The sequence below is a fragment of the Pseudarthrobacter sp. MDT1-22 genome, assembly GCF_054511035.1.
On the sequence record NZ_JBTNDK010000028.1, the window covers coordinates 12,872 to 33,103 of the forward strand.

Annotated in this window: 16 protein-coding genes and 1 pseudogene; 3 read left to right on the top strand and 14 right to left on the bottom strand. The window is 65.4% G+C overall.

What is annotated here, in order from left to right; translation table 11 throughout:
• Positions 1-28 precede the first annotated feature (28 nt).
• From ACX80M_RS17665 to ACX80M_RS17690, 6 genes are all read right to left on the bottom strand, one after another.
• Positions 29-1,090 (bottom strand): Gfo/Idh/MocA family protein, encoded by a 1,062-nt coding sequence (locus ACX80M_RS17665; protein ID WP_252599408.1) that lies wholly within the window; start codon positions 1,088-1,090, stop codon positions 29-31.
• Positions 1,087-2,085: a Gfo/Idh/MocA family oxidoreductase gene (locus ACX80M_RS17670; RefSeq protein ID WP_252599409.1), complete on the bottom strand. Its 999-nt coding sequence runs from the start codon at positions 2,083-2,085 to the stop codon at positions 1,087-1,089. Before ACX80M_RS17670 ends, ACX80M_RS17665 begins: the two co-directional genes overlap by 4 nt.
• Before the next feature lie 103 nt (positions 2,086-2,188).
• A complete protein-coding gene (locus ACX80M_RS17675; protein ID WP_058929933.1) occupies positions 2,189-3,124 on the bottom strand; it encodes an ATP-binding cassette domain-containing protein in 936 nt (311 codons plus the stop codon).
• Positions 3,125-3,137: 13 nt separating this feature from the next.
• Positions 3,138-4,205, bottom strand: a complete 1,068-nt coding sequence (locus ACX80M_RS17680) for an ABC transporter permease (RefSeq protein ID WP_058929934.1) — start codon at positions 4,203-4,205, stop codon at positions 3,138-3,140.
• A gap of 64 nt (positions 4,206-4,269) precedes the next feature.
• Positions 4,270-5,265 carry a substrate-binding domain-containing protein gene (locus ACX80M_RS17685; protein ID WP_205630641.1) on the bottom strand — a complete coding sequence of 332 codons (996 nt, stop codon included), beginning with the start codon at positions 5,263-5,265 and terminating at the stop codon, positions 4,270-4,272.
• Positions 5,266-5,413: 148 nt separating this feature from the next.
• A complete protein-coding gene (locus ACX80M_RS17690) occupies positions 5,414-6,427 on the bottom strand; it encodes a LacI family DNA-binding transcriptional regulator (RefSeq protein WP_252608902.1) in 1,014 nt (337 codons plus the stop codon).
• Between the two features lie 154 nt (positions 6,428-6,581).
• Here ACX80M_RS17690 and ACX80M_RS17695 point away from each other — a divergent pair, with 154 nt between their 5' ends.
• From ACX80M_RS17695 to ACX80M_RS17705, 3 genes are all read left to right on the top strand, one after another.
• The gene (locus tag ACX80M_RS17695; RefSeq protein ID WP_252563944.1) at positions 6,582-7,769 is read left to right on the top strand and encodes a Gfo/Idh/MocA family protein; all 1,188 of its coding nucleotides are present in this window, start codon (positions 6,582-6,584) and stop codon (positions 7,767-7,769) included.
• On the top strand, positions 7,766-8,785 hold the full coding sequence (locus tag ACX80M_RS17700) for a sugar phosphate isomerase/epimerase family protein (RefSeq protein ID WP_252563947.1): 1,020 nt from the start codon (positions 7,766-7,768) through the stop codon (positions 8,783-8,785). Before ACX80M_RS17695 ends, ACX80M_RS17700 begins: the two co-directional genes overlap by 4 nt.
• A 110-nt stretch (positions 8,786-8,895) precedes the next feature.
• Positions 8,896-9,918 (top strand): Gfo/Idh/MocA family protein, encoded by a 1,023-nt coding sequence (locus ACX80M_RS17705; protein WP_252599411.1) that lies wholly within the window; start codon positions 8,896-8,898, stop codon positions 9,916-9,918.
• Positions 9,919-10,097: 179 nt separating this feature from the next.
• On the opposite strand, the gene ACX80M_RS17710 is transcribed toward ACX80M_RS17705, so the two are convergent.
• From ACX80M_RS17710 to iolC, 8 genes and pseudogenes are all read right to left on the bottom strand, one after another.
• Complete coding sequence (locus ACX80M_RS17710; protein ID WP_252599412.1) at positions 10,098-11,540, bottom strand: sugar porter family MFS transporter; 1,443 nt, start codon at positions 11,538-11,540, stop codon at positions 10,098-10,100.
• Positions 11,541-11,572: 32 nt separating this feature from the next.
• Positions 11,573-12,445, bottom strand: a complete 873-nt coding sequence (locus ACX80M_RS17715) for a sugar phosphate isomerase/epimerase family protein (protein ID WP_058929940.1) — start codon at positions 12,443-12,445, stop codon at positions 11,573-11,575.
• Positions 12,446-12,559: 114 nt separating this feature from the next.
• A complete protein-coding gene (locus tag ACX80M_RS17720) occupies positions 12,560-13,573 on the bottom strand; it encodes a Gfo/Idh/MocA family protein (protein ID WP_252563952.1) in 1,014 nt (337 codons plus the stop codon).
• A 28-nt stretch (positions 13,574-13,601) separates the two neighbouring features.
• Positions 13,602-14,519: a sugar phosphate isomerase/epimerase family protein gene (locus ACX80M_RS17725; RefSeq protein ID WP_459310087.1), complete on the bottom strand. Its 918-nt coding sequence runs from the start codon at positions 14,517-14,519 to the stop codon at positions 13,602-13,604.
• A 178-nt stretch (positions 14,520-14,697) separates the two neighbouring features.
• Positions 14,698-16,206: pseudogene (locus tag ACX80M_RS17730) on the bottom strand (CoA-acylating methylmalonate-semialdehyde dehydrogenase); the annotation flags it as partial.
• A gap of 29 nt (positions 16,207-16,235) precedes the next feature.
• The gene (gene iolD / locus ACX80M_RS17735) at positions 16,236-18,164 is read right to left on the bottom strand and encodes a 3D-(3,5/4)-trihydroxycyclohexane-1,2-dione acylhydrolase (decyclizing) (RefSeq protein ID WP_252599415.1); all 1,929 of its coding nucleotides are present in this window, start codon (positions 18,162-18,164) and stop codon (positions 16,236-16,238) included.
• A 34-nt stretch (positions 18,165-18,198) separates the two neighbouring features.
• Complete coding sequence (locus ACX80M_RS17740; protein ID WP_252599416.1) at positions 18,199-19,122, bottom strand: Cgl0159 family (beta/alpha)8-fold protein; 924 nt, start codon at positions 19,120-19,122, stop codon at positions 18,199-18,201.
• Positions 19,119-20,153, bottom strand: a complete 1,035-nt coding sequence (iolC, locus tag ACX80M_RS17745) for a 5-dehydro-2-deoxygluconokinase (RefSeq protein WP_058932781.1) — start codon at positions 20,151-20,153, stop codon at positions 19,119-19,121. Before iolC ends, ACX80M_RS17740 begins: the two co-directional genes overlap by 4 nt.
• Positions 20,154-20,232: the final 79 nt, after the last annotated feature.

Here is a 20,232-nt window from a genome sequence, read left to right on the forward strand (position 1 = left end):
TTTCGGTAGTTGTATGCAGATGGATGAATCAGGGTCGGGCAGCGGCTTCGCCCGGCAGGGCAGCTTCTCCGGGGAAAACCACGCCTAGCTGCCGGCGGATCTCATCGGCAACCTCCAGGGTGCGGATGGAGGCCGCCAGGGTCCGTTGGCTGGCCTGGGTGCGGCCGGCGGCCACGGCACGCGCCACCGCGGCGGCCTCATAGTGCAGGCCCTCAAAGTGCGCACCGTCCGCTTCCTCGTACCGCACCCGGGTCCCGTCCTGGTAGCGGATGTCGAAGCCGCCCGGCATGTTGAAGGGTCCGTCGATGGTCAGCGTGGCGTCGGATCCTACGATCGTGGCGCCGGTGGGTGTGAAGTTGTGGACATGGGTGTTGACTACGGCCTGGGCGCCGCTGGCGAACTGCATCACGGCAGAGAGCTGGGCGTTGACCCCGGACGGGTGCGGCTGTCCGATGGCGTACAGCCGTTCGGGCCGGCCCAGGACCTCGGTGACCAGGGCCAGCGGGTACGTGCCGAGGTCCAGCAGGGGGCCGCCCGCCAGTTCCCGGTCGAAGATGCGGTGGGTGGGCTCGAAGTATTCACCGTATTCCGCGACTACCGTGGTGATGGCGCCCAGGGTCCCGGCGTCCAGGACCTGCCGGATCACATCGAACTTTGGCAGGAAAAAGCTCCACATGGCCTCGGCGGCAAAAACGCCCGCCTCTTCGGCACGAGCGGCGATGTCCCGTGCCTGTACGGCGTTGAGTGCGATGGGCTTCTCGATCAGCACGTGCTTGCCAGCGTCGAGTGCCAGGACCGCCGCCTGGTGGTGTCCGGTGTGCGGAGTACACACGTAGACGATGTCGATGCCCGGATCGGCCGTCAACTCCTCGTAGCTGCCGTAGGCCGTCGGAATGCCGAAGGATTCGGCGAAGGCCTTGGCGCGGCTGAGCGAGCGGGACGCGACGGCGGCGATCACCTGGTCCGTGTGCGCCTGGACCGACTCGGTGAACCGTTCGGCAATCCAGCCGGGCCCCATGATTCCCCAGCGCAGCACCGGGGCATCCCGGGAGGCGGGCACGGCGGACGCCGGCAGGTTCCGGACGCTCACGCGTAGCTGACCTTGGTGTAGGCGCCGTCGCCGTGCATGGAGCGGATCATTGCGTGCGCCACGAGCGAGGCGTGGAGGCCATCCATTGCCCCGGCCAGCGGCGGCTGATCACCCTGGCCGAGCGCCGTGATCCACGCCTGCAGCTGCAGCCTGTAAGCATCGGCAAACCGCGGCCGCCAGTCCGCGGGCACGGCGGTCCGCCGGATGCCATCCTCTTCGACACCCAGCAGAGCCGCGTCCATCAGCCCGGTGACACCGCGTTCGGAGACGACTTCGCAGCGCGTCGTGTAACCGTATTGGGCGTTCAGGAACAGCTCCAGGGTGGTCAGGGTCCCGTCGGCGGTGCGGAGCAGCATGAAGGCTGGATCCTGCAGGCCGCCTTCAGCGTTGCGGGAACTCTTCCCCGCCTGCCATGAGACTTCCGTGATGGGAGAGCCCAGCAGCCAGGGAATGATGTCCAGCTCGTGGATGGCCGAGTTGGTGATGGCCGATTCGGCAGTGGTACCCGGGCCGGCGGCAGCATTGCGGCTGGTGCAGTGGACCATCAGCGGTTCCCCCTGGGCGCGGCCCTGCACAGACTGGCGCAGCGCCACGTAGCCAGGGTCGAAGCGCCGCATGAAGCCTAGCGACAGCAGGGACGCCCCGGTGGCGGCGACGATGTCGGCGTCGGCCGCCACAACCTCCCGGCTTTCCAGCAGGGTGGGAGCCAGCGGCTTTTCACACAGCACGGGCGTCATCGCCTCGAAGCACTCCAGCACAAGTCCGGCGTGCGTGGAGTCTTGCGAAGCAATAACGACGGCGTCCACCTCGCTGGAGTTGATCAGCTCCGACGGTTCCGTGGTGATGCGGGCGGCCGGCGGCGCAGCTGCTGCGGCACGTCCGGCGTCGAGGTCTGCCACGAAGGTCACCTCGGCGCCGCCGATGGTACCGGAGAGGTTCCTGATGTGGTCGGCACCCATGATTCCGGCGCCGATGACGCCTACCCGGATCGGCATACTGTCTTCCCGTCTACTTTTCGCTATCTTTGCCGTGACCTTCGCGCCGTGGCACGGCGGGCGGGGCCCGTCCGGTTTTCCGGCGGGCCCCGCCTCGGTCCTGTTACACGTGCCGGGGGCTGCTTTCCGTTGACGTCTCTCGGTTGTGAGTAACGTCAGCGACCTCTGCCTGCACTTCCTTGACCACGTCGCCGTGTCCGCCGAGCTGCTCGAGCTCGTGGGCGAGTTCCGCCAGTTCCGCACCGCCGGCCATCTGGGCGGTGAGCTCGTCCAGGGTGATGTCCTTCTTGTCGTAGTAGCCGATCGACTTGCCGCGCTTGAGCAGGAGGAACCGGTCCCCGACAGGGAAGGCGTGGTGCGGGTTGTGCGTGATGAAGATGACGCCGAGTCCCCGGTCGCGAGCCTGCAGGATGTAGCGGAGCACGACGCCGGACTGCTTGACGCCCAGCGCCGCCGTCGGTTCGTCCAGGATCAGGACCTTTGCGCCGAAGTACACGGCGCGGGCGATCGCGACACACTGGCGCTCACCGCCGGACAGCTGGCCGATGGGCTGTTCCACGTCGCGGAGGTCGATGCCCATCTCGGCAAGTTCCTTGAGCGTGATGGCCTTCATCTTCTCGACGTCCATGCTTTTGAACGGGCCGAAACCGCTGGTCAGCTCCGAACCGAGGAAGAAGTTCCGCCAGATGGGCATCAGGGGCACCACCGCGAGGTCCTGGTAGACGGTGGCGATGCCCACGTCAAGGGCGTCACGGGGCGAACCAAACTTCCGTTCCTCGCCCATGATGTTCAGCACCCCGGCGTCGTGCTGGTGCAGTCCGGCGATGATCTTGATCAGGGTGGACTTGCCCGCACCGTTATCGCCCAGTACGCAGGTGACACGGCCGTTGTCCACGGCCATGGTCACATCGGAGAGGGCGATGATGTTGCCGTAGTGCTTGCCTACTCCGTCGAGGGAGAGCAAGTGGACGGGGGTGTGGGTGAGGGGATCTTTTTCATCCTTGAGCAGGGTCTGTTGGTCGATCTCTTTGGCGTTCATTTCTCCGGCCCCTTTACTTGAGTTCCGCGCGGCGCTTGACGATGAGGTTGATGATGGTGGCCAGCAGCAGCATCAGGCCCAGGAAGAACTTGAACCAGTCGGGGTTCCACTGGGCATAGACGATGCCCTTGTTGGCCATGCCGAAGATGAACGCGCCGATCGCGCCGCCCACCGCCGAACCATAGCCGCCGGTCAGGAGGCACCCGCCGATCACCGCGGCGATGATGTACAGGAACTCGTTGCCCACACCCTCACCGGACTGCACCGTATCGAAAGCGAAGAGGTTGTGCATGCCCAGGATCCAGCCGCAGAAGCCCACGCCCATGAACAATCCGATCTTCGTGGCCTTGACCGGCACACCCACGGCGCGGGCCGCATTCTCGTCCCCGCCGACGGCGAAGATCCAGTTCCCCACCCGGGTCCGCATCAGCACCCAGGTGGCCACGGCGACCAGCGCGATCCAGATGAACACCGTGATCTTGACATCGATGCCGCCAATGGAGACCGAGGACGCGAACACCGCGCGGGCGGAGGCGAAGCCGTCCATGCTGGAGATCGACGGCGACGACACGGAGCCGCCGATCAGCCGGGTCAGGCCCAGGTTCAGGCCGGTCAGCATAAGGAACGTGGCCAGGGTGACGATAAAGCTGGGCAGCTTGGTCTTCATCAAAATCCAGCCATTGATATAACCGATGCCCACGGAGACCACCAGGGCCAGGAGAACCCCGACCCAGATATTCGTGCTGAAGTACCAGCTGAACATCGACGCCGTCAGTGCCGATGAGATCACCGCGACACCGGTGGAAAGATCGAACTCCCCGCCGATCATCAGCAAGGAAACCCCCACCGCCATGATGCCGATCGTGGAACTGCCGTACAGAATGGTCGCCAAGGCATTGGGCTGGGTAAACGTCGGGGAAACCAACGCGAAGAAGACGAACAGGACCACCGCTCCTACGAGCGCGCCGACTTCGGGACGGCCCAGGAGCGTCTGGAGCGGGTTCCGCCGCCCAATTCTCTCATCGCCACGTGGCCCGGCTGCTGAAGCCGGTGCCGGGGGCAGGGTTGCTGTTTTTGCCATAGGAAGAACTCCTTGTTGGTCAGGCCGTGCGGCGGTTGCCCGCCGCACGGCCTGAGTCCCGGATCTAGCGGACGCCCTGCTGGGCGAATTTGAGAACGTCGGAAGCGTTGGACTGGTCAACGATGGTGGGACCGGTCAAGACCGGCTGGCCGCCGCCAAGCTTGAAGCCGCCACGCTTGGCCTGCCACAGCGAGTCGACCGACATGTAGCCCTGGGCCCACGGCTGCTGGTCCACGGTGAAGATCACGTCACCATCCACGATCTTCTGGGCGAGCTCTGCGTTCAGGTCGAAGCTGGCAACCTTCGCAGAGCTGCCGGCGTCCGCGACGGACTTGAGCAGCGTGAGGGTGATCGGTGCGCCGAGGCCAATGATGACGTCTGCATCCTTGGCTGCCTGGAGCTTCGCGGTGGCGGTGGACTGGACGCCGGTCATGTCCTTGCCGTCGACGTAGAGAATCTCCGCACCCGGAACCTTGGCCTTGACGCCTGCGCACCGTGCTTCAAGGCCAACGTGGCCCTGCTGCTGAATGACGCAGACCGGGTGCTTGAAGCCCTGTTCGGCGAGCTTGGTGCCCACCGCCTGGCCGGCAAGCTGCTCATTCGAGCCGAAGTGCGTAAATGCGCCGAGCTGCGCCGACACGGACTCGCCGGCGTTGAGGCTGACCACCGGAATGCCGGCATCGGTGGCCTTCTTCAGGACGTCCTTCAGGGCCTCCGGGGTTGCGAGGGTAACGGCGATGCCGTCGACTTTCTGATCGATGGCCTGCTGGACGAGCTGGGCCTGGCGTCCGGCCTCCGGGTCACTGGTGTAGAGCAGTTCCACGTTGTCTTTCGCTGAAGCCTCCTCGGCACCCTTGCGGACTATGTCCCAGAAGGTGTCGCCTGCCGCGGCGTGGGTGATGAGAGCCACCTTCATGCGGTCTGTGGTGGCCACCTGACCGCCGCCGGCGGCGCCGCCGCCCTCAACCGGCTTCCCGCCCGTGCTGGAGCAGGCGCTGAGTGCCATCATGGGAACAACTGCCGCCACGAGAGCCGCCTTGCGCCAAGAAAAATTAGCCACGTTAATCTCCTTTGATCTCAGGGTCCGGGCTGCCACTCTGCAACTGCCGGAGCACTGTCTACCTCGATCATGGTGATTCAACTCACGAATGTCAATAGTTTGTCCTGACATTAGGATGTTTTTACGTTAGGAGCCTACTGCGGCCGCCCTAAAATGCCGGCCGCGCCGTGGTCCCGCGAACAACCAGGGCCGGCTCAATCAGCTTGCGTTGCGGGCCAACCGCGGCGTCGCGAATGCGTGCAAGCAGCGCCTTGGCCACATCCACGCCCACCAGATCGCTTCGGTTGTCTACTGAGGTCAGCTCCAGATACCGCGACTTTGCCAGGGTTGAATTGTCGTATCCGATCACGGAGATGTCCGCCGGGACCGCAAGCCCGCGCGCCTTGATGGCACCCAAGGCACCCAAGGCCATGGTGTCATTGGCGGCGAAGATGGCAGTGGTGTCCGGATAGTGGTCCAGCAGCCAGCACGTCGAGGCGTAGCCATCCTCCTCGGACGTGCCGCCCGACTCCCCCGCAATCCGAAGTTCGGCGCCGGACTCCCGGAGCCGGCTGAGGAAGCCCGCGCGCCGGTGCGCAGCGGCACCGCCGGATCCGGAAAGGTGGCCTATCCGGATGTGGCCGAGCCCCAGAAGGTGGCTGGCCGCCATGCCGCCGCCACCGTCGTCGTCGTTGGTAATCAGATCAGCGCCGGCCGGCACACCATCGCGCCACCCAGCCACGACCGTCGGAACCCCCGCCCCAGCCAACATTGACGCGCTTGGCTCCGCCGCTATCACCAGCCCGTCAACGTGCATGGCAAGCAAACCGTCGGCAGCTTCCTGGATGCGGTTCTCCCCGGGGCGGGAATCAGCCAGCATGACCTGGTAGCCATGTTCCGTCAGCGCAGACTCCATCCCCCGCAGCAGATCGACGAACCACAGGTTCCGGTAGTCGTCAATCACCAGCCCAATGCTCTTCGTGCGACTGCTGGCAAGCGTAGTGGCGGCGCGGCTGGGGCGGTACCCGAGCTCCGAGATGGCCGCCTGGACGGCTTCGCGGCGCTTCTCGCTCACCCTCGCGGGATTCTGCAGTACGAGTGAAACCAGCGACGGCGAGACGCCCGCCTGCTTCGCCACGTCATAGATCGTCGGGCGTCGTGCCTTGGGGCTGTGCAACGTCATCGGAGGTGCCTTTCGTGTCTGCCCTTGAGGATATCCGCCAGTTGATTGACAGGACATACATACATGGATACGCTCAGATCCAGTGCACTAAATTGTAGCGCTACAAAATGCCGTTGGAACTTCCCGCCGCGGCTGAATTTCAAAGGAGAAATCAATGGCTGAAAGCCTAGGCGTCGCCGTCATCGGTGCAGGCATGGCCGGCAAAGCCCACGCTGCTGCATACCGCACCGCGTCTGCCCTCTACAGCCCGGTACTTCCCCCGGTGCGCCTGGTCTCGATCGGCGACGTCAACGCCGAATTCGGCTCGTTGGCCGCCCGCCGTTTCGGATACGAACGCAACGACACGTCATGGCAGGCAATCGCCGAAGCCGATGACATCGACGTCGTCAGCGTGGTCATCGCCAACTCGCTTCACCGCGAAGTGGTGGAGGGCCTGCTCGCGGCCGGCAAGCACGTGCTGTGCGAAAAGCCGCTGAGCGACTCCCTGGCAGACGCCCGCGCCATGGCCGAGGCAGCCCGCGCGGCCGAGGCCGGCGGAACGATCGCCCGTATTGGCTTCACGTTCCGCCGCACCCCCGGCATCGCCTACATCCGGGACCTGATCCGCAACGGCGTCCTCGGTAATGTCCTGCACTTCAGCGGCCGCTACTGGACCGATTACGGCTTCAGCCCCTCCGCTCCCATGAGCTGGCGCTACAAGGGCGGCCCCGGCTCCGGTGCGCTCGCCGATGTTGGAAGCCACCTGACGTACATTTCCGAGTTCCTCTGTGGCGACATCAAGTCGATCACCGGCGGCAGCCTCAGCACCGTGATCGACAAGCGGCCCCTGCCGCTCGCGGCCGTTATGGGCCACGACCATGCTGCCGTCAGCGACACCTTCGAAGCCGTCGAGAACGACGACTACGCAGCCTTCAACGCGGAGTTCGGAACCGGCGCCGGCAGTTTTGAGGTCTCCCGGGTTGCGGCCGGGCACGCCAACAGCCTGCAGTTCGAGGTGTTCTGCGAGAACGGTGCCGCCAAATTTGACCAGCGCCGCCCGGCCGAGATCCAGCTGTTCCTCAACGACGGTTCCGGCAACGAGAACGGTTACCGCCAGGTCATCCTCGGCCCGGGGCACCCCTACATCGCCGGGGGTCTTGCCATGGACGCCCCCGAAGTCGGCTTCGGCCAGAACGACGCCTTCGGCTACCAGGCCCGCGCGTTCCTCGAAGAGGTCGCCGGTCTCAGCGAAGAAGAGTCCCTCCCCCGCTGCGCCACGTTCGACGAAGGCGTGCGCAACATGGAACTGCTCGGCGCAGTGGCCGAATCCGCCCTCAACAACGGAAAGAAGATCACGCTATGAGGCTCGGTATCTACAACGCAGTCCTGCATGACCGGCCACTTCCCGAAGCACTGAAGGTCATTGCCGAGCTTGGCCTCACCGGTATCGAGATCAACACTGGCGGCTTTCTCCCCGCCGTGCACGTCCCCACCATGGACCAGATCCTGGAAAGCGACGCCGCCCGCGACGACTACCTGGCCCTTTTCGAGGGCACCGGAGTTTCCATCGCAGGACTCAACTGCAACGGCAACCCGCTGCACCCCAACCGTGAGATCGGCGAGAAGCACGCCGAAGATATTCGTCGCTCCATCCGTCTGGCCAGCCGCCTCGGCCAGGACCGGGTAGTTACGATGTCCGGCCTGCCCGGCGGAGAGCCCGGAGCCACCACCGTCAACTGGGTGGTCAACGCCTGGAACTCGGCAGCATTGGACGTCTTGGACTACCAGTGGGGCGTGGCCGCAGCGTTTTGGAAGGAAACCGACCGCCTGGCCGCTGACCACGGCGTCAAGGTGGCTCTCGAACTGCACCCGCAGAACCTCGTCTTCAACACCGCCGACGTCCACAAGCTGATCGAGCTGACCAACGCAACGCATGTCGGCGTCGAACTGGATGCCTCCCACCTGTTCTGGCAGCAGATGGACCCGGTTGCCGTCGTACGCGAACTCGGACCGCTCGTCTTTCAGGCGGCGGCGAAAGATGTCCGTGTTAACACCGAAAACGCTGCGCTGTACGGCGTGCTGGACAACAGCTTCCGCCGGCTCGCGCCGGAGGAAAACCGCACCAACCTCGGCGGCGACGAGTGGGCCAACGAGTGGCCCAAGAACTCTGCCTGGGACTTCGTGGCTCTGGGCCGCGGGCATAACACCGCCTATTGGACAGAGTTCCTCCGGGCCCTGCACGAGGTAGACCCGGAGATGCTGGTCAACATCGAGCACGAGGACGTCTCACTGGGCCGGATCGAGGGCCTGCAGGTGGCGGCCAAGGTGCTGCGGGATGCTGACGCCGCGCTCAGGTCTTCGCTGAACCTGACGGCTTAGCCATCCAATTCGTCAGGCAAAGGCCTGTGAACAGCAAGGGGGCGGCGCATATGCGTCGCCCCCTTGCTGTGACCGGAGGCAGGCCATCCCTAAAAGAGAAGGAAACGAACATGCGTATTGGCATTGTCGGTTACGGAGCAGGCGGCAGGTATTTTCATGCCCCGTTCATTGAAGCGGCCGAGGAAGTCGAACTGGTTGGCATTGTGGCCCGGACGGATGCGAAAAGGGCGCAGGCGGAAGCGGATTTCCCGGGGATGCCCGTTTATGGGAGCCTTGCCGAGCTGCTCGACGCCGGCGTGGACGCGGTGACCATCACTACGCCGCCGCACACCCGCCATGAGCTGGTCATGGAAGCCATCACAGCGGGCGTGCACGTTGTGGCGGACAAACCCTTCGCCCCGAATGCGGCGGCTGCGCGGGAACTCGCAGAGGCCGCCACGCGGGCCGGCGTTGTCCTGAACGTCTACCACAACCGGCGCCGCGACGCGGATATCCTCACACTCGCAAACGTGCTGGCCTCAGGGGAACTCGGTGAGACGTGGCGGGTGCATTCGACCATGGACCAGGACAACGCCGACAACCTTGAGCTCGGTGCCAGCGGTGGACTCCTGCGGGACCTGGGCAGCCACCTGGTTGACCAGATGCTGTGGCTGCTCGGACCGGCGAGCCACGTGCACGCGACCCTGGACTGGACGGACCGTTTCGGCGAACGGACGGACTGCGGCTTTGTTGTCACCATGACGCATTCGTCGGGAACCGTCTCCACGGTGTCCGCCAGCAAACTCAACCATTCCACCACGCGGGAGCTGCGGGCCTATGGCAGCAGGGGCAGCTACATCGCCTCCGGCGCCGACGTTCAGGCTGACGCCCTGATGTCGGGACGCCGTCCGATCGAGGAACCGGCAACGTGGGGCATCGACTCGGCCGAAAACTGGGGCACCCTGTCCACGAGGGACGGCCGCGAGGCCATTGCCTCGGCACAGGGGAACTATGCCAGCTTCTATACAGAGTTCGCCCGCGCAGTCCGCGGCGACGGACCCGAGCCCGTACCGGCAACCGAAGGAATCCGCACCCTGGAAGTGCTGGATGCGGCCCGCCGCAGTGCGCTGGAGAACGCGGTGGTCGCGCTCTAGCACCCTCTCTCACTTCCTGCGCGTTTTCCCGGATCCCTCTCTCACCTTGTGAGAGAGGGATCCGGATTTTCCTGCAGGAAGTGAGAGAGCGTCCATGGCCCCGCACCCGCTGGACGTAAAAACGCCCGACGCCGGCCGGCGTCGGGCGTTTTTGCGTCACCTTGGGGTGCGGCGTCACCTTAGACAGACACGCCTGAGCGCTGCTTGAACAGGTGCTCGAGCTCCTCCAGGGACTTATCCTTGGTCTCCGGAACGACGCGCTTGACCCAGACAATGGCACACAGCTGCAGTGCCACGAAGATGAAGAACGTCGCCGAAACCCCGATCCACGAGACCATCTGCGGGAAGAAGAACCCGATCAGGAAGTTGATCATCCAAAGCACAAAGACGCAGATGCCCATCGCGATGCCGCGGACGTGCATGGGGAAGATCTCGGACATGGTGAGCCAGGTGACAGTGCCGATGCAGCCCTGCATGGAAGCCAGGAATGTCACCATGAACAGCAGCACTAGGTAGCCGCGCAACGTGCTCTCCGGCAGGAGCATGGAGACGAGCGCGATGGCCGTCAGGGACGACGCCGTGCCGCACAGTCCCACGATCAGCATGGGCTTGCGGGGCACCCGCGTCATCAGATACATGCCAACGACGACGGCCGCCACCGACGTGACGCCGTTGAGGACGTTGGCGATCAAGGCGCCCTGGTCGCCGAATCCGGACGAGGAAAGGATGGACGTCCCGTAGTACATGATGGCGTTGACGCCGCTGATCTGGTTGATGATCGCCATGCCCAGGCCCACCACGAAGATCCTGCGGATCCACGGAACGGTGAGATCCTTGAACGTGCCCATCCTGGCCTGGTAATCCTCCCGGGCTGCCTGCCGTACCTCGTCGAACTCCGCGGAGACGTCGCCGGCGGCGCGGGTGGAGCGCAGCACCTCAAGGACGGCCCCGAAGCGGCCGGCCGACGCCAGCCAGCGCGGGCTCTCCGGCAGGACCAGCATGCCGAACCACAGGACCACGGCCGGGAGGGTGGCGATAACCAGCATCCAGCGCCACACGTGCGTTTCTTCGGGGAAAGCGTTGCCGAGTACTGCATTGAAGGTGAAGGCCAGGAACTGGCCCGTGACGATCATCAGCTCGTTTTGGGTGACGATGCGGCCGCGTTGGGCCGCCGGGGACATTTCCGCGAGGTACACGGGGACAATCACGGAGGCGCCGCCCACGGCCAGGCCCAGGAATGTCCGGGCCGCGATGAGCAGCTCCGTGTTCGGCGAGATGGTGCAGGCGATGGTGGCCATGACGAAGATCAGGGCCAGTCCCATGATGGTCTTACGCCGGCCGAAGCGGTCCGAGAGCCGGCCTGCGCTGATGGCGCCGAAGGCCGCGCCGAACAGGAGCGTGGACGTGACCAGCCCTTCGGTGAGCGGCGTCAGTCCGAGGTCCCGCTGCATAAACGGCAAGGCGCCGTTGATGACGCCGGTGTCGTAGCCGAACAGGAGCCCGCCGAACGTGGAGAAGAGCGCCACCTTCCGCATGAACTTCTTCGGATTTGCCGGTTTGGCCGGGTTGTTCGGCTTGGTGGTGCCGGGCGCGTCGGATTGGACTGTGCCGGGATTCGTCATGGTTCCGTTGCTTTGGTCCGTCTTCCCCACCACTACTTGGCCTGAGCGACGTAGTTGCGCATTGTCTCCAGCTGGTAGCGGGACACGTCCTCGGCGTTGTCGTCTTCGGCGAAGACACTGGACACCATGACGGTGTTGTCCTTGTCCAGGAAGCCGATTTCCTTGAGCCCGCCGAAGAACTCGTCCCAGTTCACGTCGCCGTCGCCGATCTTCAGGTGCTGGTGCACCCGCACGGCGTTTCCGGGCGGATTCGTGATGTAGCGCAGGCCGTGGGAGGCGTGGTGGTCCATGGTGTCCGAGACGTGGACCAGGCGCAGCTTGTCCCCCGCTGCCCGCATGATTTCAAGGGGCTTGTTGCCCATGTGGAACGAGTGCGAGGCAACGTAGACCATGCCGATGTTGGGCGAGTTGATGCCACGGATGACGCGGATGGCGGCCAGGCCGTCTTCGACGAAGTCGTCCGGGTGGGGGTCGATCAGGACATCCAGGCCTTCACGCTCGATGATCGGCAGCAGCTCTTCCATGGAGCGGTAGAAGGCGCGCTCGGATTCTTCGGCCTTTTCGGGGCGGCCGCTGAATTCGGTGTTCATGGTGCTGACGCCAAGGTCCACGGCAATTTGGATGGCGCGCTTCCAGTAGCGGACCGCTGCCTCGCGGGCATCCTCGTCCGGACCCGACCAGCGCAGCACGGGAAGCACCGACGCGATTTCGACGCCGGCATCCTTGCAGGCCTTGTTCATCTGGGCCACGAGCTCATCGTCGGCTTTGGGGTGGTTGTAGAACGGGATCATGTCCGCATGCGGGGTCAGCTGCAGGTACTTGTAACCGAGATCGGCGGCCACGCGCGGAAATTCCAGCAGGCTGTGGCTGTGGTGGAACGGGGTGGGGTCCAAGGCGATTTTCATGGTCACTCCTTTGTGAACGAGTCAGTGATCTAACTGAGTTTTTGTCCAGATAATGCGCCGAAAGGGCCTCAAAGTCGCATTATCTGGACAAAAACTACGGGAGCGGGCGGGGCTTTAGCTGTAGAGGTCCGGCTTAGCGTTCAGCTGGACCTTGACCTTTTCGCCCGACTTCTGGGCCTCGACGCCGGCCTCGCAGCAGGCTGCGGTGGCGTAGCCGTCCCAGGCGGTGGGGCCGCCGATTTCGCCGCGGCGGGCAGCGTCCGCCCAGGCCTGGACCTCGACGTCGTACGCTGCGCCGAAGCGCTCCTCGAAGCCGGGGGTGACGTTCCCGCCCCAGCGGCCGGCGCTGCGGGTGTAGGGTCCTTTGTCCCCGCCGATGCTAACGATGCCGTCCTCGAACGAGGCCTGGGTGGCCACTTCGTAGCCGAACTTGGCGTTGACGTAGATCTCGACGTCGGCCAGGACGCCGGATTCGGTTTCGAGCAGTACGTGCTGCGGATCGTGCTGGCCGCTCGGGGCGTTGCGGGTGGCCTTGCCCAGGCGGACCTGCACGGAGGTGATTTCCTCGCCGGTGAAGAAGCGGATGGCGTCGAACTCGTGGACCACGGAGTCGTTGATCAGCATCTCGTTGGTGAAGCCGGCAGGCGTGGTGGGGTTGCGGTGCTGGTGGTGGAGCATCAGCAGCTCGCCCAGTTCGCCGTCGCGGATGACGGAGCCCAGGGCGGCGTATTCGGCGTCGAAGCGGCGCATGAAGCCCACCTGGATGCGCTTGTGTCCCAGCGCCGTTTCGGCCTGGACAACTTTCCACGCACTTTCGGCGTCAGGGGTGAGCGGCTTTTCGCACAGGATCGGGAAGCCCTTCTCCAGTGCCTTGTACAAGATTTCCTCGTGGAGGAAGCCCGGCGTGGCGATCAGCACGGCGTTGACGTCGCCGTTGTTCAGTGCCTCGTCGGCGCTGGCCAGGGCCACGGCGCCGTCGATCCCTTCGATGGCGGCCTGCGCCCGGGAGAGGTCGACGTCGACGACGGCGGCCACTTCGGCGCCGTGGATGCGGGTGCTGAGCCGCTTGATGTGGTCGGCGCCCATGCGGCCCGCGCCGATAACGGCAACGCGGAGAGTATCAGTCATTGTTCTGTCCTTTAGGTATCAGGGGGTACTAGCTGACCCTGGTGCGGGAGCCGCACGAGAGCAGGTAGTTGCGGGTGCGCTTGGCAATGGGCATCGGGACGTCGAAGGCCACTGGGTACATGTCCTGTTCCACGATGCCGAAGATCGGACGGTTGAGTCCTTCGACCGCCTCGATGACCGCACGCAGGTCCGGAAGACCGTTGGGCGGTTCGGTCATGACGCCGGCCAGGTTGGCAGCGGCCCACGTCATGTTTTCCGCATTGACCTTCTTGAGGATGTCCGGGTTGATCTGCTTCAGGTGCAGGTAGCCGATGCGGTCCGGGTAGTTCTTGATCAGCTCAAGGCTGGACGCTCCGCAGTACTCGGCGTGGCCGGTGTCCAGGCACAGATTCAGGTATTCGGGGTCCGTTGAGGCCAGCAGGGTCTCGATGTCCTGCTGCGCGCCAACGTGCGAATCGGCGTGTGAGTGGAACTGCTGCTTCAGGCCGAAGTCCTCCAGCAGGACTTTGCCCATGCGGTTGTGGCCGGCGAAGAGGTCAGCCCACTGTTCCTGTGAGAGCTCGCCGTTCTCCACTGCCTCACCGGTGACATCGTCGCGCCACATGGCGGGAATGACCACAATGTGCTCGCCGCCCATGGCTGCCGTCAGTTCGGCCACCTTGCGGGCTGGCTCCCAGGCTTCGTCGTATTGCTTGGCGCCGCGGTGGAATGCCGTGAAGACCGTCCCTGCGGTGACATTCAGATCGCGGGCCTTGAGCTCCTCGGCCAGCCGCGTGGGGTCGTTCGGCAGGTAGCCGTAGGGGCCCAGTTCGATCCACTTGTAGCCGGATTCGGCCACTTCGTCGAGGAACCGTTCCCACGGGGTCTGCTTGGGGTCGTCGGCGAACCAGACGCCCCAGGAGTCCGGCGCGGTGCCGATGATGAGTTTGTTCTCTTTGTCTGTCATGACAGCGTTGTCTTTTCTGTGTTGTCGGGCCGGTAGGGTCGGGCGTGGGTCAGTCCCGCCGTCCGCGCCCTTCGGAAGCATCGTCGGCCCGTCCAGGGACGGCGTCCTCTCCTACGGCCAGCTCGTCAGGGAGTCCCTCCGCGATTCCATCGTGCCGGACTTGGTGGCTGTCGTCGGCGTGGGAGGGAAAGTTGTAGGAGGCGCCGGAGGCGTGGCTGGCTTCAGGCCAGCGTGACGTGATGACTTTGCCGCGGGTGTAGAAGGAGACGCCTTCGGGGCCGTAGATGTGCTTGTCGCCGAACAGGGAGGCTTTCCAGCCGCCGAAGGAGTGGTAGGCCACCGGGACGGGCAGGGGCACGTTGATGCCGATCATGCCGACGCTGACGGAGCGATGGAACTTGCGGGCGTTGGCGCCGGAGGAGGTGAAGATGGCGGTGCCGTTGCCGTAGGGGTTGGCGTTGATCAGGGCGATGCCTGCGTCCAGGTCCTCCACCCGGACCACGACGAGGACGGGGCCGAAGATTTCCTCCGTGTAGGCGGTCATTTCGGTCTTGACGTGGTCCAGGACGGTGGGGCCGACCCAGAAGCCGTCTTCATGGCCGGGGACCACCAGGTCGCGGCCGTCCACCACCATCGCCGCTCCCGCAGCTTCGGCTTCGGTGACGATCCGGACGATGCGTTCCTTGGAGTCCGGGGTGATGACCGGGCCCATTTCGGCGTCGGGAGCGGTGCCGTTGTTGACCTTCACGGCGAGCGCGCGCTCCTCGACCTTTTTCACGATCAGGTCTGCGGCGTCCCCGACGGCGACGGCCACGGAGATGGCCATGCAGCGCTCCCCGGCGGAGCCGAACGCTGCGGCGGCGAGGTGGTCTGCCGCGTTGTCCAGGTCGGCGTCGGGCATGATGATGGCGTGGTTCTTCGCGCCGCCCAGGGCCTGGACGCGCTTGCCGTGCTTGGTGGCGGTCTCGTGGACGTACTGGGCGATCGGGGTGGAACCCACGAAGGAGATGCCATCCACGTCAGGGTGGGTCAGGAGACCCTCGACGGTTTCCTTGTCGCCGTGCAGGACCTGGAAGACGCCGTCGGGCAGGCCGGCCTGCTTCCACAGCTTCGCCAGCAGCATCGACGCGGAGGGGTCCCGCTCGGAGGGCTTGAGGATGAAGGCATTGCCGGTGGCGATGGCCATCGGCGCCATCCACAGCGGCACCATGACCGGGAAGTTGAACGGGGTGATGCCGGCGACGACGCCCAGGGGCTCGCGGAACGAGAAGACGTCGATGCCGGTGGAGACCTGGTCGGAGTAGTCGCCCTTGAGCAGTTGCGGGATGCCGCAGGCGAACTCGATGACCTCCAGGCCGCGGCCGATCTCGCCCTTGGCGTCGGAGAGGACCTTGCCGTGCTCGGCGGTGATCAGCTCGGCGAGCTCGCCAACATGGGACGCGACGAGCTCGCGGAACTTGAAGAGCACTGCGGTGCGCTTGGCCAGGGAGATGTCACCCCAGGAGTCGGCGGCGGCACGGGCAGCGGCAACAGTGGCATCGAGGTCCGCCCGGTTGGCCAGCCGCAGCTCGCCGGAGACGGCGCCCGTGGCCGGGTTGTAGACCGGCTGGGTGCGGGTGCCAACGCCGGCGGTCTCTGCCCCGTTGATGAAGTGGTTGATGGTGGTGGTGACGGTCGTCGTTGACATGGTGTTGGACTTCCTTTGGTCTGTGGGGTCTAACCGAGCAGTTTGCGCTGGCGGTTCTTGTGGTCGGTATAGGTCTTGAAGGCCTGCTGCGTGGAGTCGAGGTTCGAGACCTGGGAGACGGGAACGTCCCACCAGGACTCGGAGCTGGGCGCGTCCAGCAGCGGATCGGATTCGACGTGGATCAGGATGGGCCCGCTGCGTTCAGGCGCGGCCTTGGCGTCCCGGATGGCCTGCTCGAGTTCGGCAATGACCTTCTCCCCCGGTTCGATCCGGATCACCTTCACGCCGAGGCTTTCGGCGTTCAGGGCCAGGTCCACCGGCAGGGTCTCGCCTTCGTCGAAGCTGTGCTGCTCCTCGTTCAGCGCCCGGTACTGGGTGCCGAACCGCTGCGAACCCAGCATCTCGGACAGGGATCCAATGGAGGCGTAGCCGTGGTTCTGGATCAGGACCACAATCAGCTTGATCCGTTCGGCGACGGCGGTCACCAGTTCGGTGTGCATCATCAGGTAGGAACCGTCCCCCACCATGACCACAACGTCGCGCTGCGCCCCGCCGCGCGCGGCCTCTGCCAGCGCTGCACGCTTGACGCCTAGCCCGCCGGGGATTTCGTAGCCCATGCAGGAGTACGCGTATTCCACGTGGTATCCGAAGGGGTCCCGGACGCGCCACATCTTGTGCAGGTCACCGGGCAGGGAGCCTGCGGCGCAGATGACGACGTCCGCCGCGTCCATGGCCCGGGACGTGGCGCCGATGATCTCGTTCTGGGCCGGCAGCGGGGTGAAGCGGGTGTCGAAGGCTTCATCAACGGTGGCGTCCCAGCGCTTCTTCTCCGCGGCGATCCTCGCTTCCAGGTCCGCTCCGACGCGGTAGCCACCCAGGGCCTGATTCAGCTTGACCAGGGCCTTGCGGGCATCGGCGACGATCGGCAGGGAGGTGCCGTGCTTGTACGCGTCGATGGGGGCGACGTTGATGTTGATGAACCGCACGTCCGGGTTCTGGAACGCGGTCCGGGACGCCGTGGTGAAGTCCTCGTAGCGGGTACCGATGCCGATGATCAGGTCCGCCTCGGCAGCGATGGCATTCGCCGCCGTCGTCCCTGTGGAGCCGATCGCACCGAGCGAGAACTTGTGGTCCCATGGCAGGACGCCGACGCCGGCCTGGGTGTTCCCCACAGGGATGCCCGTCAACTCAGCGAATGCAGCGAGTTCCTCGTTGGCGTAGGCATACAGGACGCCACCGCCGGCGATGATCAGCGGGCGCTTCGCGGCACGGATGGCCTCGGCGGCGCGGCGGATGTCCTCGTCGTCGGCCTCGGGACGGCGGATGCGCCACTCGCGTTCGGCCAGGAACTCCTCAGGCACGTCGAATGCCTCTGCCTGGACATCCTGCGGCAGCGAGATGGTCACGGCACCGGTTTCGGCCGGATCCGTCAGGACACGCAGGCCGTGGTGGAACGCCGAGAACAGCTGCTCCGGGCGGGTCACCCGGTCGAAGAACTTGGACAGCGGCCGGAACGCGTCGTTGACGGTGATGTCGTACGCGTAGGGCTGCTCGAGCTGCTGCAGGACCGGGTCCGCGGCACGGGTGGCAAAGGTGTCGCTGGGCAGCAGCAGCACGGGCAGGCGGTTGGTGGTGGCTAGTGCGGCTCCGGTGAGGAGGTTCGAGGATCCCGGACCGATGGAGGTGCTGATGGCAAACGTCTGGCGGCGGCGGGTGTGCCGGGCGTAGCCCACGGCCTGGTGCACCTGGGCCTGCTCGTTGCGGCCCTGGTAGTACGGCATGATGGACGGGTCCGCGGCCTGGTACTGCTTCAGGGCCTGGCCGACGCCGGCAACGTTCCCGTGCCCGAAGATGCCGAACGTCCCCGGAATCAGCCGCTCCCGGTAGTCCTCGGTGCCGATGCGGTCCACCGTGTACTGCTTGGAAAGGTACTCGACGACGGCCTGGGCGACTGTCATTCTGCGTGTTGCTGTTCCTGTACTCATTGAGACGTTACTCCGATACTTTCGCTGATGACTGCAGCACCGGCGACTTGAGCAGCGAGGCGGCGGTGGCGACGGCGCCTGCCACATCGCCGTCGGCCGGGTACAGCAACGTCCGCCCCACGGTGAGGCCCTGGACGCCGGGCAGGGCCAGGGCGGCCTGCCAGCTGGCGAAGACCTCGTCCTGGGTGCCTTCCGGGTCCCCGCCGAGGAGCACGGTGGGCAACGTGGTGGCCGCCATGACGCGTTCCATCTCGGCCACTACGGGCAGCTTCATCCAGGTGTAGGCGCTCGTGGAGCCCAGACCCTGGGCGATCGCGATGGACTTGATGACCCCGTCCGGGCTGAGGTCGTTGCGGACCTTGCCGTTCTGCCAGATCGAGAGGAACGGTTCCACCATGGCGATCAGCTTGCGTGCGGCGAGGGAGTTGACGGCCCGAGCCGTGGCTTCCAGGGCGGAGGCGGTGTCCGGGTCGCCGAGGCAGATGCGGGTCAGCATCTTGCCGCCGTCGGCGCCCAGGGCTTCCAAGGCTGCGGCCGTGTGGCCGGTGAAGCGGTCATCGATTTCGTTGACGAGCCCGGCCAGGCCACCGCGGTTCATCGAGCCGAAGACCAGCTTGCCTTCGAGCGCCCCCAGCAGGAGCAGGTCGTCCATGATGTCCGGGGACGCGAGGACACCGTCGACGGCGGGATTCGCCAGGGCGATCTGCAGGCGGTCCAACAAATCGCGGCGGTCCGCCATGGCCACCGGATCGTTCCCCACGGAGAGGGCTCCGCGGGCGGGGTGGTCGGCGGCAACGATGAAGTTCTGCACACCGTACTTCAGCCCCGGATGGCGCCGGCGGGTGGCTGCCGCGCGGGCAACGGCGTCGGGGTCTTCGAGCCGGAGGGCGCTCAGGTGCTGGTAGCGGCGGGGATCATCGTTGGCGCTCAAGACGCTGCTCCTTCGGAAACTGTGGTGTGGGACGGGCGTGAGGCGGCGGCACCGGCCAGGGCGGGTACCAGGCGGCCGCGTTCGGCCAGCAGCGAGGTGACTTCCTCCGGCGTCGGCATGGCGTCGGCGCAGGAAAGACGGGAGGCCACAATGGCGCCGGCGGCGTTGGCGTAATCGAGGACCTGGGCCAGCGGCCAGCCGGACAGCAGTCCGTGGCAGAAGGCTCCACCAAACGAGTCGCCGGCACCAAGGCCGTTGAGGGTTTCCACCGGGACCGGCGCGGAGACAACGCGTTCGGTGCGGGTCTTTGCCATCACACCTTCCGGCCCAAGCTTGACGACGGCGATCTCGACGCCGGCGGCCAGCAGCCGGTCGGCCTGTTCGTCAGGGGTTCCTTCGCCCACGGCAACGGCGCATTCCTTGTCGTTGCCGATAGCCACCGTGACGTGCGGCAGGATCTTTGCAACCTCGGCCCGGGCTTCCTCTTCGGAAGCCCAGAACATGGGCCGGTAGTCCAGGTCCAGGATGGTGTACTGGCCTTCCTTGAGACCGGTCCGGGGACGGGCAGCATGGGCGGCCAGGTGGGCCTCGCGGCTGGGCTCCTGGCACAAACCAGTCACCGTCGACCAGAAGATCCCGGCCTCGCGGATGGCTACCAGGTCCAGCTCCGCGGCCTTGATCTGCAGGTCAGGCGCCGTGGGGAAACGCCCATAAAAGTAGAGCGGAAAATCATCCGGCGGCATAATGGCGCAGAACGTCACCGCGGTGGGCCATTCCTTCACCGGCGTAACGAATGTATCGTCCACGTTGAACTTGCGCAGTTCACGGTGGAGGTATTTTCCGAAGGCGTCGTCGCCGGTGCGCGTGATGACGCCTGCGTTGCGGCCATGCCGCGCCGCGGCCACGGCCACATTGGACGGGGAACCTCCGAGGTACTTTCCGAAGGACGTCACGTCCTCCAGATCCACCCCGATGTCGTTCGGGTATATATCAACGCTGATGCGCCCGATCGTGAGCAGTTCGTGGGTCACGGTAATCGCGGACCTTTCTGGTTTGAGCTCCATACCCCTGTACTGCAAGAGCTAGAGCTCGGGTTCCTGGCCGGGCCCC

Bases quoted from the DNA above. Each gene is read 5' to 3' on its own strand.
- ACX80M_RS17680 (WP_058929934.1), bottom strand. From the start codon at position 4,205: ATGGCAAAAACAGCAACCCTGCCCCCGGCACCGGCTTCAGCAGCCGGG.
- ACX80M_RS17725 (WP_459310087.1), bottom strand. From the start codon at position 14,519: ATGACAGACAAAGAGAACAAACTCATCATCGGCACCGCGCCGGACTCC.
- ACX80M_RS17690 (WP_252608902.1), bottom strand. From the start codon at position 6,427: ATGACGTTGCACAGCCCCAAGGCACGACGCCCGACGATCTATGACGTG.
- ACX80M_RS17705 (WP_252599411.1), top strand. From the start codon at position 8,896: ATGCGTATTGGCATTGTCGGTTACGGAGCAGGCGGCAGGTATTTTCAT.
- ACX80M_RS17670 (WP_252599409.1), bottom strand. From the start codon at position 2,085: ATGCCGATCCGGGTAGGCGTCATCGGCGCCGGAATCATGGGTGCCGAC.
- ACX80M_RS17695 (WP_252563944.1), top strand. From the start codon at position 6,582: ATGGCTGAAAGCCTAGGCGTCGCCGTCATCGGTGCAGGCATGGCCGGC.
- ACX80M_RS17675 (WP_058929933.1), bottom strand. From the start codon at position 3,124: ATGAACGCCAAAGAGATCGACCAACAGACCCTGCTCAAGGATGAAAAA.
- iolD (WP_252599415.1), bottom strand. From the start codon at position 18,164: ATGACAGTCGCCCAGGCCGTCGTCGAGTACCTTTCCAAGCAGTACACG.
- ACX80M_RS17710 (WP_252599412.1), bottom strand. From the start codon at position 11,540: ATGACGAATCCCGGCACAGTCCAATCCGACGCGCCCGGCACCACCAAG.
- ACX80M_RS17715 (WP_058929940.1), bottom strand. From the start codon at position 12,445: ATGAAAATCGCCTTGGACCCCACCCCGTTCCACCACAGCCACAGCCTG.
- ACX80M_RS17720 (WP_252563952.1), bottom strand. From the start codon at position 13,573: ATGACTGATACTCTCCGCGTTGCCGTTATCGGCGCGGGCCGCATGGGC.
- ACX80M_RS17700 (WP_252563947.1), top strand. From the start codon at position 7,766: ATGAGGCTCGGTATCTACAACGCAGTCCTGCATGACCGGCCACTTCCC.